Source organism: Thalassospira sp. MCCC 1A03138 (assembly GCF_002115785.1).
GTDB lineage: Bacteria > Pseudomonadota > Alphaproteobacteria > Rhodospirillales > Thalassospiraceae > Thalassospira.
The window spans coordinates 203610-216846 of the sequence record NZ_JFJY01000005.1; the positions used below are offsets into that span (position 1 = coordinate 203610).

At 54.7% G+C, this 13237-nt stretch carries 14 protein-coding genes; 12 read left to right on the forward strand and 2 right to left on the reverse strand.

What is annotated here, in order from left to right; translation table 11 throughout:
* Positions 1–17: 17 nt before the first annotated feature.
* Positions 18–959, reverse strand: a complete 942-nt coding sequence (gene fabD / locus TH468_RS12350; protein WP_085644502.1) for an ACP S-malonyltransferase — start codon at positions 957–959, stop codon at positions 18–20.
* Positions 960–1489: 530 nt separating this feature from the next.
* Here fabD and rpsF point away from each other — a divergent pair.
* From rpsF to TH468_RS12410, 12 genes are all read left to right on the forward strand, one after another.
* Complete coding sequence (gene rpsF / locus TH468_RS12355; protein WP_085644504.1) at positions 1490–1867, forward strand: 30S ribosomal protein S6; 378 nt, start codon at positions 1490–1492, stop codon at positions 1865–1867.
* Between the two features lie 22 nt (positions 1868–1889).
* On the forward strand, positions 1890–2123 hold the full coding sequence (rpsR, locus tag TH468_RS12360) for a 30S ribosomal protein S18 (protein WP_007090355.1): 234 nt from the start codon (positions 1890–1892) through the stop codon (positions 2121–2123).
* A 47-nt stretch (positions 2124–2170) separates the two neighbouring features.
* Positions 2171–3109 (forward strand): DUF2232 domain-containing protein, encoded by a 939-nt coding sequence (locus TH468_RS12365; protein WP_085644506.1) that lies wholly within the window; start codon positions 2171–2173, stop codon positions 3107–3109.
* Positions 3109–3714 carry a 50S ribosomal protein L9 gene (gene rplI, locus TH468_RS12370; protein ID WP_007090357.1) on the forward strand — a complete coding sequence of 202 codons (606 nt, stop codon included), beginning with the start codon at positions 3109–3111 and terminating at the stop codon, positions 3712–3714. The genes TH468_RS12365 and rplI overlap by 1 nt, the downstream gene beginning before the upstream one ends.
* 187 nt (positions 3715–3901) lie before the next feature.
* Complete coding sequence (locus tag TH468_RS12375; RefSeq protein WP_085644508.1) at positions 3902–5440, forward strand: replicative DNA helicase; 1539 nt, start codon at positions 3902–3904, stop codon at positions 5438–5440.
* Positions 5441–5483: 43 nt separating this feature from the next.
* Positions 5484–6605: an alanine racemase gene (gene alr / locus TH468_RS12380; protein ID WP_085644510.1), complete on the forward strand. Its 1122-nt coding sequence runs from the start codon at positions 5484–5486 to the stop codon at positions 6603–6605.
* A 59-nt stretch (positions 6606–6664) separates the two neighbouring features.
* Entirely contained in the window at positions 6665–7438 is a 774-nt protein-coding gene (locus TH468_RS12385; RefSeq protein ID WP_085644512.1) for an ABC transporter permease, read from the forward strand.
* Positions 7439–7447: 9 nt separating this feature from the next.
* A complete protein-coding gene (locus TH468_RS12390; RefSeq protein ID WP_085644514.1) occupies positions 7448–8224 on the forward strand; it encodes an ABC transporter ATP-binding protein in 777 nt (258 codons plus the stop codon).
* Positions 8225–8278: 54 nt separating this feature from the next.
* Positions 8279–9691: a DNA repair protein RadA gene (radA, locus tag TH468_RS12395; protein ID WP_007090362.1), complete on the forward strand. Its 1413-nt coding sequence runs from the start codon at positions 8279–8281 to the stop codon at positions 9689–9691.
* A gap of 62 nt (positions 9692–9753) precedes the next feature.
* On the forward strand, positions 9754–10440 hold the full coding sequence (locus TH468_RS12400; protein WP_085644516.1) for a CvpA family protein: 687 nt from the start codon (positions 9754–9756) through the stop codon (positions 10438–10440).
* A gap of 62 nt (positions 10441–10502) precedes the next feature.
* Positions 10503–11963 (forward strand): amidophosphoribosyltransferase, encoded by a 1461-nt coding sequence (purF, locus tag TH468_RS12405; protein ID WP_085644518.1) that lies wholly within the window; start codon positions 10503–10505, stop codon positions 11961–11963.
* A complete protein-coding gene (locus TH468_RS12410; protein ID WP_085644520.1) occupies positions 11960–12673 on the forward strand; it encodes an SDR family NAD(P)-dependent oxidoreductase in 714 nt (237 codons plus the stop codon). The genes purF and TH468_RS12410 overlap by 4 nt, the downstream gene beginning before the upstream one ends.
* A 74-nt stretch (positions 12674–12747) precedes the next feature.
* Here TH468_RS12410 and TH468_RS12415 read toward each other — a convergent pair whose 3' ends face one another.
* Positions 12748–13170 carry a c-type cytochrome gene (locus TH468_RS12415; RefSeq protein WP_246832317.1) on the reverse strand — a complete coding sequence of 141 codons (423 nt, stop codon included), beginning with the start codon at positions 13168–13170 and terminating at the stop codon, positions 12748–12750.
* Positions 13171–13237: the final 67 nt, after the last annotated feature.

Here is a 13237-nt window from a genome sequence, read left to right on the forward strand (position 1 = left end):
TCTGTTTCGCGCAACGCTTAAAGCGTGCCGAGGAAGCTTTCGATATCGGCCGGGCCGTTAACGGCCAAACCGGTAAGATCACGGTCGATACGGCGAACCATACCACTCAAAACTTTACCTGCGCCCAGCTCCACCAGATCGGTGATACCCTGCTCTTTCATATAAAGAACAGACTCACGCCAGCGCACGGTTCCGCAAACCTGCTCCACAAGGAGTTTACGAATGGTTTCCGGATCAGCAGTTTTTTCCGCAATCACGTTTGCGACAACCGGTTTACCGGGGGCATTCATCGCCACAGACGCCAGTGCTTCGGCCATACGGTCTGCAGCCGGTTGCATCAACGGGCAATGGAACGGTGCCGATACCGGCAGCAAAACAGCGCGTTTTGCACCCTTTTCCTTGGCTATCTCGATCGCGCGCTCAACGGCCGCCTTATGGCCCGAAACAACAACCTGTCCATCGGCATTGTCATTTGCAGCGGTACAGACATCACCTTGCGCAGCTTCTTCGGCAACAGCAACGGCGTCGACATAATTAAGCCCTAGAAGAGCTGCCATCGCTCCGACACCAACCGGTACAGCGGCCTGCATCGCCTGCCCGCGAATTTTCAGAAGGCGAGCCGCATCTGCAATCCCAAAGGTGCCCGCAGCAGCAAGGGCCGAATATTCACCCAGCGAATGGCCCGCAACCAGATCACATTTATCTGCAAGCTTGAAACCGCCTTCGGATTCAAGAACACGGGTAACCGCAAGACTGACAGACATCAGAGCAGGCTGCGCATTCTCCGTCAGCGTCAATTCGTTTTCAGGACCTTCGAACATCAGGGTGCTAAGCTTCTGCGAAAGAGCGTCATCAACTTCCTGAAAAACTTCGCGGGCAACAGGAAATGCATCTGCCAGTTCCTTGCCCATACCTACCGCTTGCGACCCCTGACCGGGGAAAACGAATGCGCGTGTCATTATGTGTAATTTACCCTTGTCTGCTTTCGTAAGGACCCGGTTCGATCAGATCCCTTTTTCGAGCTACCCTTGATACTGCCCGCAAGCCCTGTGTCAAGAACAGACGACATTGTCATGCGACTTTCCGTCGCTTTGTTGCCCGAAAGGTAACAGACTTGCCAAACGGCGAAAACAAAACCTTGTTGCGCAGTGCAACGTGGTCTGTTTGCTTCCGGCGCGTTCTCGCCCGCAAAGCATCAATCATCCAACCTGATATATACAAATGCTATTCAATTCTGCACCGAATGGCACAAAAGGCCGGCTTTCTGGGGTTTACCACTATTAAAGAGCGATCAATCCCCATACCGCTCATGAAGGCAGGTTCCGTGCGGTTTTCAGCAAAAGTTTGATGGGGCATTTACGGTTGCATGCCCTGTGGAAAAGTGTATATTCCGCCGTCTCACGGCTCCTTGCCGGGGTTGCCCGGCTATGCCTGCATGGCACGAGGTCATGCGAGGAAGAGACAAGCCAAAAGGAGTAATAGGAGTATTATGAATAAGTACGAGAGCGTGTTTATCGCACGTCAGGACTTCTCGACCGCACAGGTCGAAGCCCTGAATGAAAAACTGACCCAGACCGTTGAAGGTCTTGGTGGCAAAATTGCCAAAACCGAATATTGGGGCCTGCGTTCCCTGACATACCGTGTCAAGAAGAACCGCAAAGGTCACTATACTCTCTTCCAGATCGAAGCCGACAACGCCACGATCGCGGAATATGAGCGTCAGATGCGCCTGAACGAGGACGTTCTGCGTCAGATGACTGTCAAGGTTGAAGAGTTCGAAGAAGAACAGTCAGCCATTCTGCGTAACCGCGACGAGCGCGGCGGCCGTGGCGGTAATCGCCGTGGCGGTCCCCGTCAGCACGGCTAACAGATAGCGAGGAGAATTTATTATGGCTGGACGTCGTCTGTTTTTCCGTCGTCGCAAAACCTGCCCGTTCTCGGGTGCTGATGCGCCGAAGATTGACTACAAAGATGTCAAACTGCTGCAGCGTTTCGTTTCCGAACGCGGCAAAATCGTTCCGAGCCGTATCACTGCGGTTTCGGCCAAGAAACAGCGCGAACTGGCGAAAGCCATTAAACGTGCCCGTTTCCTGGCGCTGCTGCCGTATTCAGATCAGGTCTGAGGCAGTCGGCAAGAGACCCTCTTGCGGTCTCGGGCCTGGAGTAACTGATGTCGCGTAACACTTTAATGGCAGTCGGTGCAGGTTTGGGCAGTTCTGTCCTGTTCCTGCTTGTATTGTCAGGTAATCCGCTGGCTCTGTTGCTTTCATATTTCGGGCACCTGCCACTTTTTCTTATCGGATTGTGGCAAGGTCCAAAACGCCTGCTGGTTGCGGCAATTGCCGCATGTAGTGCCCTTGTTCTACTGGGGGGACTGCTGCCTTTCACGGTCTTTATGGTCGTGTTTGCCGGACCGGCGATGTTGTTGACCCGCATGGCGCTGGTCATCCGCAAGGACGAAACCGGGAAACCGGGCTTTGTTCCGACCGGAATAGTGGTAAGCGCCATGGCCGTCATGATTGCAATGGTGATGATTGTCATCACCGGCAGCGTAACGGCGGAAGGTTTGGACATTCAGGAATTCATTTCGCAGTTCCTGGGTCAGATGTATTCCGAAATGGGTGTCCCTATGACGCCGGAACTTCAGAATATAATCGGCATGTTCCAAACGTATTTCCCGGCGATTGTGGCGGTAAGCTGGCTTCTTATGCTGTTTGCCAATGCTGCGATCGCACAGGCAATTCTGGTGCGGTCCGGTCGCAATTTGCGTCCGTCGCCCGATCTGGCCTCGATGGCCTTGCCTGGATGGTCACTGTTTGCGTTCGCCCTGGCTGGATTTCTGGTCGGCTTTGCCGATGGATCTTTGGCCTATGTGGCGCGAAACGTCGCGGTGGTGCTGGCAGTGCCGTTCCTGATGCAGGGATTGGCACTGGTGCACGGGCAGGCAGCCCGTTGGCCGCAAAAACGTATGATACTGACGGTATTCTATATCGTCGCGGTTCTGTCCACATGGTCGTTTATCGCGATCACTGGACTTGGAATTGTTGAGCATTTAATCAGGCTGCGGGGGAAACAACCGATGACCCGTAGCAATGAGGAGGATCGGTGATGGAAGTTATTCTGCTCCAGCGGGTAGAAAAACTCGGTCAGATGGGTGACGTAGTCACCGTCAAGCCGGGCCATGCCCGCAACCGTTTGCTTCCGAAGGGCATGGCCCTTCGCGCAAACAAAGCAAATCTGGCAGTTTTCGAAGCTAAAAAAGCACAGCTCGAAGCTGACAACCTTGACCGCCGCAAAGAAGCTGAAGCGGTTGCCGAGAACATGGGCGACGTTGCTGTCACCCTCGTTCGTCAGGCATCCGATGTTGGTCACCTTTACGGTTCGGTTACCGCACGTGATATCTCGAACGCGGTTACCGAAGCAGGCTTTACCGTTGCACGCACCCAGGTCGTTCTTGATCAGCCGATCAAGACCCTTGGTCTGCACCAGGTCAAAATCAACCTGCACCCGGAAGTTTCCGTTGAAGTGACCGCCAACGTCGCACGTTCCGAAGAAGATGCCGTCGAGCAGCTTCGTAAGGGCGGCGCCGTTCTGGGCACCATCGACGAAATGGAAGCCGAAGAAGCTCTGGAAGCAGCTGAAGAACTCTTCGAAGAAGACGTTCCGGAAGACTTTGCTGACGAAGCTGAAGGCGAAGAAGAAGCCAACGTTTAATCGTTGCCTTCCATTCAAAGCCAGTTTGGAAACGGCGTATCCGCAAGGATGCGCCGTTTTCTTATGGTTTTGTAATATATTTCAGCTTTTTACACCAAAGACGACCTCTGCGCTTGCGGAATACCGGCTATGAGTTATACCGATTAGCCCTTTCAGCCAAACAAGATGACTGATACCTTTTTACGCCATGACTGATCCCCAGCTAGATGCCCTGTTCGCACCCCTCGAAGAAAACCACGGTGGCAACACTGAAATGGTGCTCGAACGGACTCCGCCTCATAACTTTGAAGCAGAGGCAGCACTGCTTGGCGCCATCCTGAACAATAACGCCGCTTACGAACGCGTTTCAGATATTCTGCGTCCCGAACATTTCGCGGACGCCCGCCATGGCCGTATTTTTGAAGCCTGCGGCAAATTGATCGAACGCGGTCAGCTAGCCAACCCGGTGACCCTGTCGGCGTTCTTTCGGCAGGACGAACATCTGGCTGAAATCGGTGGTGCGCAATATCTGGCCGAACTGTCAAACAACCTTGTCTCGGTTATCAATGCCGGCGATTACGGCAAACTGGTGTACGACCTGTATCTGCGCCGCGAACTGATTGAAATCGGCGAAGACACCGTCAACGAGGCCTATCGCTACGAAATCGAAACTGACGCCGCCAACCAGATCGAGAAAGCCGAACAGAAACTTTTCTCTCTGGCGACGGCGGGTGCTGCTGAATCCGGTTTCGTTGCATTCGGCCCTGCCCTGACCAAGGCATACGAAAACATTGAACACGCCTATAAAAATGCAGGAAAGGTTGTCGGTGTAACCACTGGCCTGCGCGATATCGACCGTAAGCTTGGCGGTCTGCATGCTTCTGACTTGCTGATCCTTGCCGGACGTCCATCAATGGGTAAAACCGCGCTTGCAATGAACGTGGCATTTAACGCCGCCATTGCATCGCATCAGAACCGAAATACCGGTGCCGAGGTGGGCGACGAACTCAAGACCGGCGCTGTCGCGGTTTTCTCGCTCGAGATGGCGGCAGAACAGTTGGCTGGGCGACTTCTGTCCCAGGCGGCCGAGGTTTCGGGCGATAACATGCGCCGCGGCGATTTGAACGAAGACGATTTCCAGCGTCTCGTGGTTGCCACCCAGGAACTCAATACCGTTCCGCTTTATATCGACGATACGCCAGCCCTTCCGGTTTCGACCCTGCGCACACGTTGCCGCCGCCTGAAACGTCAGCATGGCCTTGCGATGATCGTCGTCGATTACCTGCAACTTCTGGCACCGCCAACCAACTTTCGCGGTGATGGTCGTGTACAGGAAGTCTCCGAAATCACCCGTATGCTCAAGGCCATTGCCAAGGAACTAGAAGTTCCGGTTCTTGCCCTGTCGCAGCTTTCACGTGCCGTCGAACAGCGCGAAGACAAACGTCCGCAGCTTTCCGACTTGCGTGAATCGGGCTCGATCGAGCAAGACGCCGACGTTGTGATGTTCATTTACCGTGAACAATATTATCTCGAACGTGCAGAACCGGCACAACGCCCGGAAGAAGCCACCGACAAGTTCGGCGAACGTTACTCCCAGTGGCAGGATCGCCTGAACCACGTCTACAACACCGCAGAAGTCATTATCGCCAAACAGCGTCACGGCCCGGTGGGCAACGTACGCCTGTTCTTTGACGGGAACTACACCAAGTTTGGCGATCTTGACCATATCGAAGAAGAATATGAATAGGCCTTGGGCCTGAAACCGAAACGGACTCCACGGGGTATTGCGAATGAGCGTTCTTCCCGCCGCCGGCCGTGCTGCTGAGTGTGCCGAACTTCAGATCAATCTGAAGGCGATTGCCGACAACTACCAAATCATCAAGAAACGCTATAAAGGGCGGACTTGTGGAGCAGTTGTCAAAGCAGATGCCTATGGTCTTGGCGCACAAACCATTGTGCCGGTTCTGAAAAAGCAGGGTTGCCGTCTTTTCTTTGTCGCGCAGGCAAACGAAGCCGCGGACCTGTTCCCGCTTCTGCGTGGCGGTGGTCGCATTGCTGTTCTGAACGGTGTTCTGCCCGGCGACGAAGAATTCTTTATCGAAAATGATGTCATTCCGGTTCTCAATGACCTTGGTCAGATAGAACGCTGGTCAAATCTTTGCCGTGAACATGAACGCCCGGCACCTGCCTTCATCCATCTTGATACAGGAATGAACCGTCTGGGCCTTGCCCCGCGCGAGATCGGCGAACTGGTGGATCGTTATTCGTCTCTTTTGTACGGCTTCGAAAAAGCGGGTTATATGACCCATCCGGTCGCCGCCGACGAGCATGAAAACCCGGTTACGGCCGAACAGTACGCACTGTTCATGAAATGGTATCGCCGCCTGCCGCCTGCACCGCGTGGTTTTTGTAATTCCTCGGCGATTTTCCGGAACAACGATTACCATCTTGAATTCTGCCGTCCAGGATTTGCGCTTTGGGGTGGAAACCCGACCCCGGAAACCACCAACCCGATGCGCCCTGTGGTCAAATTGACCGCAAAGGTATTACAGGTGCGTCAAATCGACGCTGGCGAAACTGTCGGTTATGGCGGCACCTGGCGTGCAGAACGCGCCAGCCGCATTGCGACTGTGGCTGTTGGTTATGCCGATGGATGGCTACGTTCGCTTTCGAATTCAGGAAAACTGCGCATTAAGGGGCATGACATCCCATATGTCGGACGGGTTTCGATGGATGCCATCAGTATCGATATCACCGATCTTCCGGGCAAACCGTTGCAACCCGGCGACATGATTCCGCTGATTGATGACAAAATGACGGTTGACGACATCGCAAGTGCTGCGGGTACAATCGGTTATGAAATACTGACTTCGCTTGGACATCGCTATCGGCGGGTCTATACAGAAAGCTGACTTGAATAAATCGGCCAACAGTCAATGACTGGCCTGCAACAGGGGAAATAATAATTCCAATGCCGATCTTTGCGCCGGTTGGCCGTATGTTCCTTGCCTTTTTGGCCCTTGTCGGTCGCGTAACGGTATTTGCCGGGCGCACCATTGGCCATATGGTAACGCCGCCATTCTATTTCCGACTGATTTTCAAACAGATGCGCGAGATTGGCTATTTCTCGTTGCCGGTCGTCGCCATGACGACCCTGTTTGCCGGGATGGTTCTGGCCCTGCAATCCTATTCAGGATTTTCTCGCTTTTCGGCTGAAAGTGCCGTAGCCACGGTTGTCGTCATTTCGATGACGCGTGAACTGGGCCCTGTTTTGGCGGGTCTCATGGTTGCCGGACGTGTCGGTGCGGCCATTGCCGCCGAAATCGGCACGATGCGCGTCACAGAGCAGATCGACGCGCTGGTGACGCTGTCGACCAATCCGTTCAAATATCTGGTGGTCCCGCGTGTCATCGCCGGGCTGCTGACCCTACCTGTACTTGTTCTGATCGGTGATATCATTGGGGTACTGGGCGGCTATCTTGTCGGGGTGAACAAGCTTGGCTTCAATGACGGTTCCTATATCCGCAATACGTTCCAGTATCTTGAACAGCTTGACGTGATTTCGGGGCTAGTGAAGGCCGCTGTATTCGGGTTCCTGATCACGCTGATGGGCTGCTATCACGGCTATCATTCGCGTGGCGGTGCGCAGGGTGTGGGCCAGGCAACAACCAATGCCGTGGTTTCAAGCTCCATCCTGATCCTGATTTCGAACTATATCGTCACCGAACTCTTCTTCACACGCTAAGGGCGGGATATGAGCGACACAGCCAAAATCTCGCTTCGTGATGTGCACAAGTCCTTTGGCCCGAAAAAGGTGCTTCAGGGGGTCAATCTTGATGTCGGCCCGGGAGAATCCGTTGCCATCATCGGCGGCTCGGGTACCGGTAAGTCCGTTACACTGAAATGCGTTCTGGGTTTGCTGACACCTGAACAAGGATCCATAAAGGTCAACGGTGTCGAAATGGTTGGCGCTTCGCGTTCAACCCGCGAAGACATGCTTGCCCATACCGGCATGCTGTTTCAAGGGGCGGCATTGTTTGACTCCCTGCCCGTTTGGGAAAATGTCGCCTTTGGCCTGATCGAAGGTAGCGGCATGAAACGCAACCAGGCCCGTGACATTGCGATAGCCAGACTTTCCGATGTCGGACTTGGCCCGGAAGTCGCCAATATGTCCCCGGCATCCCTTTCGGGCGGCATGCAAAAACGTGTTGGTCTGGCACGCGCCATCGCGACCGAACCGGAAATCCTGTTTTTTGATGAACCGACCACCGGTATCGACCCGATCATGGGCGATGTGATCAACGACCTGATTGTCAAATGCACCCGCGAACTTGGTGCCTGCGCCATGACCATTACCCATGACATGGCAAGCGCACGCAAGATCGCCGACAGGGTTGCCATGCTCTATCAGGGCAAGATCATCTGGGATGGTCCGGTTTCTGAAATCGACAATGCCGATAACCCCTATTTGCAACAGTTCATTTCGGGTAATATCGAAGGTCCGCTGGATCTTGATCTGAAGCATCTCTGATTATCGATCAAGCCTCTCGCCCGTTTCGTTCCATCCTCATGCGCGGAGCCACCTGTGGCCAAAACCCAAAGTCGTTTCATCTGCCAGAATTGCGGTGCGGAATACCGGAAATGGACCGGACGTTGCGATGCCTGCGGCGAATGGAATTCGATCGAGGAAGAACGCATTGAAGCCAGCCCCAAGGCAACCGGGGGCATCGCTACCGGGTCGAAGGGCAAACAGCTTGATTTCGTCGCCCTTGAAGGTGAAAGTGCAAGCCCGCCCCGCATCATAACCGGCATTGCCGAACTTGATCGTGCGGTTGGTGGCGGCCTTGTTCCTGGCTCTGCCCTTTTGGTTGGCGGCGATCCTGGGATCGGTAAATCAACGATCCTGTTGCAGGCCGTTGGCGTCCTGTCGGCCAGACATAAATGCGCCTATATCTCCGGCGAGGAAGCGGTTGATCAGGTGCGCATGCGTGCCGCCCGTCTTGGACTTGAAAAATCAAAGGTCGATTTTGCCGCCGCAACCAGCCTGCGCGATATCATCGCGACACTGGATCAAAGTTCACATGAAGTCGTGGTCATCGATTCCATTCAGACGATGTATGCCGATACGCTCGACAGTGCCCCGGGTACCGTATCGCAGGTTCGCGCCTGTGCACTTGAACTGATCCGCCTTGCCAAGCGCAAGGGTTTTGCCGTGATCCTTGTCGGTCACGTCACCAAGGAAGGTCAGATTGCCGGTCCCCGTGTTCTAGAACACATGGTCGACACGGTTCTATATTTCGAAGGCGAACGCGGCCATCAGTTCCGCATTCTGCGCGCGGTTAAAAACCGTTTTGGTGCGACCGATGAAATTGGCGTGTTTGAAATGGGCGATGCGGGCCTTGTCGAAGTCCCGAACCCGTCCGCCCTGTTCCTGGCCGACCGCGAAGCCCCGGTATCGGGCACCGCCGTGTTTGCCGGGCTTGAAGGCACCCGCCCTATGCTGGTGGAAATTCAGGCACTGGTCGCGCAATCAGCACTCGCCACGCCACGTCGGGCGGTTGTCGGCTGGGATTCGGCGCGTATGAACATGATCCTTGCGGTTCTCGATGCGCGCTGTGGCTTACCGCTTAGCCAGTTTGACGTTTACCTGAACGTTGCCGGTGGCATGCGTGTGGGCGAGCCCGCCGCCGACCTTGCCGTGGCGGCTGCTCTTATATCTGCCGTCGCAGATGCACCGGTTCCTGCCGAAACCGTTATTGTCGGCGAAGTCGGCCTTTCTGGCGAAGTTCGCCCTGTCGGTCAAATCGAATCGCGCCTGAAAGAAGCCGCCAAACTCGGCTTTGTAAATGCCTATAGCCCTCGAACCGGCGGCAACGGTAAGAAGAAGATCACGATCAAGGGCCTGAACCAGCGCGAAATCGGTCATCTTCAGGATTTGGTAAATCTCTTCGGCGACGATGTTCGTGACAAGGTGCGTCCGCGCGAAGGCATGTATTGATCATCGCCGGGTTCTTTGGTGTGCGTACGGCGAACTGACTGACCAACAGGATTTACGAAATCATGGACTTTTCCAGCCTGCCCGATCTTGGTGCACGAGACGTATTCGATCTGGTGATCGTGGGCATTGTCCTGATCTCGGGTCTGTTTGCATTTTTCCGGGGCTTTATCCATGAAACCCTATCAATGATGGGCTGGGTCGGGGCTGGTCTTTGTGCGCTATATGGTTACCCTGTCGCGCGCCCTTATGTCCGAGACCTGATCCCGTCCGAACTGATTGCTGATCTGGCAACCGGGGTTGGTCTGTTCCTGATCACCTTCCTGATCTTTTCCTTCATCAGCGGCCGGATTGGCCGCGCGGTTCAGAATTCCGGTCTTGATAGCCTCGATAGTACCCTTGGCTTTGTCTTCGGGCTTCTGCGTGGCGGTCTTATCGTCTGTATCGGCTTTCTGGCCCTGTCATGGCTTTTGCCGGCAACCTCCCAGCCAGAGTGGGTTCGCGATGCCCGTACCCGCCCGGTTCTGGAAGAAGGTGCATTCCTGCTGATGCGCGCAATGCCTGATGAAATCTTCGACACAACGGCCGAAGAAATGGCCCGTGCGCAACGTGATGCAGAAATCAACGATCAGACATACCGTCAACTTCTGGGTCCGGAGCCAAAAGGTGCTGGACCCAAGCCCCTAAACGGGTATACAAGGCCCTCGCGCGATGATTTGGATCGTCTGATAGAGGCGACCACCAACGAGTGAGGCGATAGGATTTCGCATAGGTGCGGCATCCTGCGCCACCGGCGAGAGAGCGGAACCCACTCATGCTGACCACCAATCCATTTGAAGATGACAAGCTGCGTGAAGAATGCGGTGTTTTCGGTGTTTTCGGATCGCCCGACGCGGCGGCCCTGACGGCCCTTGGCCTGCATGCGCTTCAGCATCGCGGACAGGAAGCCGCTGGCATCGTTTCCTATGACGGCGAAGATTTCCCTGCACACCGGGCACCCGGTCAGGTCGGCGATATCTTCGGTTCTGAAGACGTAATCAAAAGCCTGCAAGGCCACCGTGCCATCGGCCATGTGCGCTATTCCACAGCCGGTGGCAAAGGCCTTCGCAACGTGCAGCCGCTATTTGCCGATTTCGAATTCGGCGGGCTGGCAATTGCGCATAACGGTAACCTGACCAACGCGCTTGCCGTGCGTGAACGCCTAGTCAAACGTGGTTCGATTTTCCAGTCGACCTCCGATACCGAAACATTCATTCACCTGATCGCAACCAGCCTGTATGAAAAAATCGTAGATCGCCTGATTGATGCCATTCGTCAGGTCGAAGGCGCATACAGCCTTGTGGTCATGACCCAGAAAAAATTGATCGGTGTGCGTGATCCATTGGGTGTACGTCCGCTGGTTCTGGGCAAGCTGAATGACAGCTATATTCTGTCCTCGGAAACGGTTGGCCTTGATATCGTTGGCGCGGAATTCATTCGAGACGTCGAACCGGGCGAAATCGTTGAAATCACCGATGACGGCCTCAAATCGATCAAGCCATTCAAACCGGTGAAATCGCGTTTCTGCATTTTCGAACATGTCTATTTCGCCCGCCCCGACAGCATTGTCGAAGGCACAAGCGTCTATGACGTGCGCAAAAATATCGGTCGCGAACTGGCACTGGAATCCGGAGTTGAAGCCGATGTGGTCGTGCCGATCCCCGATTCCGGCGTTCCGTCCGCGCTTGGCTATGCCGAGGCGAGTGGCGTCCCGTTCGAACTGGGCATCATCCGCAACCATTATGTCGGCCGGACCTTTATCGAGCCGACCGATCAGATCCGCCACCTTGGCGTGAAGCTGAAACACAACGCCAACCCCGGCAAGCTCAAGGGCAAACGCGTTATTCTTGTCGACGATTCCATTGTTCGCGGCACTACCTCGACCAAGATTGTCGATCTTGTCCGTCAGGCTGGTGCTGCCGAAGTGCATATGCGCATCGCAAGCCCGCCGACCACCAATCCGTGCTTCTATGGTGTTGATACGCCATCGAAGGAAAAACTGATGGCGGCCAATCACGACATCGAAAGCATGGCAAAGATCATTGGTGTCGACAGCCTTGCCTTTGTCACCATTGATGGCCTTTATCGCGCCGCCGGTCTTCCGGGACGCGACAATGACAGCCCGGCCTTCTGCGATGCCTGCTTCACCGGTGATTACCCGATCCGTCTGGTAGATCATCAGGCCGAAAACAAGGATCGTAAACTCAGCCAGCTTGTCGAAAGGCAGTCCGCATGAGTGACGCAAAGCGCCTTGAAGGCCGCGTCGCCCTGATCACAGGGGCCTCGCACGGGATCGGTCGCGCGGTTGCAAAACGATTTGCTGCCGAGGGTGCCACTGTCATTGCGCTGGGTCGCAATGTCGGTGCGCTCGAAGAACTTGATGATGAAATCCGGGCTGATGGCGGCAAACTTGTTCTGCTGCCCATGGACTTGACCATGTATGAAAAGATCGATGCCATGGGTGCCTCGATTTATGAACGCTTTGGCAAGCTTGATATCGTCGTTGGCAATGCTGGTCTTTTGGGTGAACTTGCCCCGGTCGGTCATATCGATACACAGGTATTTGAAAACACATATGCGACCAACCTCACGGCAAATTTCCGCCTGATCCGCAGTGTCGACAAACTCCTGCGTCTTTCCGATGCCGGTCGAGCGATCTTTGTGACCTCGAATGCCTCGTCCAAGGGACGTGCTTTCTGGGGCCTTTATGCGTCAACCAAGGCGGCACTCGAAAGTCTGGTGCTGTCCTATGCCCAGGAACTCGAAGAAACGCCTGTGCGCGTTAATCTGATCAATCCGGGCCGTATCCGCACCAAGATGCGCGCCGAAGCCTATCCGGGTGAAAACCCGGAAACCCTTCCGACAGCCGAAAGCATCACCGATGTGTTTGTCGATCTGGCCGCAACCGATTGCACAAAACATGCCGAGGTCGTCAACGCCTACTAAGCCAAAGTGACCAGAAATGACAAAGGCCGGGCATATGTCCGGCCTTTTTAGTATTTGCGTAATCGGGGGACTTACTATTCAAACGTGACCGACGGACCATTATCGATGATCTCACGAATACGGTCGCTCAGATCATCCTCGGTGAAGCTTTCCTGTGCCTCTCTGTCATGCGCGAAAGCATAGATATCGGCCAAATCCTGACCGTTGAAATCAATCTGATAGCCAAGATCCGCGCGCTGCAAATGCAGCATCTCATCCGCGCCATGCCACATCCGCGCAAAAAAATCGAACGGGTTTAATGACTGATCGATATTGCTGGCATCAAACCCCGGTCCGATATCTCCGCCGACATTATTCACGGCGTGGCAAACAACACAACCACGCTCGGCAAACAGCTTTTTACCACGCTGGGCATCCATTTCCGGATAAACAATATTAGCCGCGCCGGCGTCATTCTGCGCCCAAACCACACCGAAACCCGAAAATCCTACCGCCAATGCGATTCCAACGGCAAAGGATAGCCCCAAAGGGCGAGTAAAAGAAAAATGCTGGTGCATATAAGGT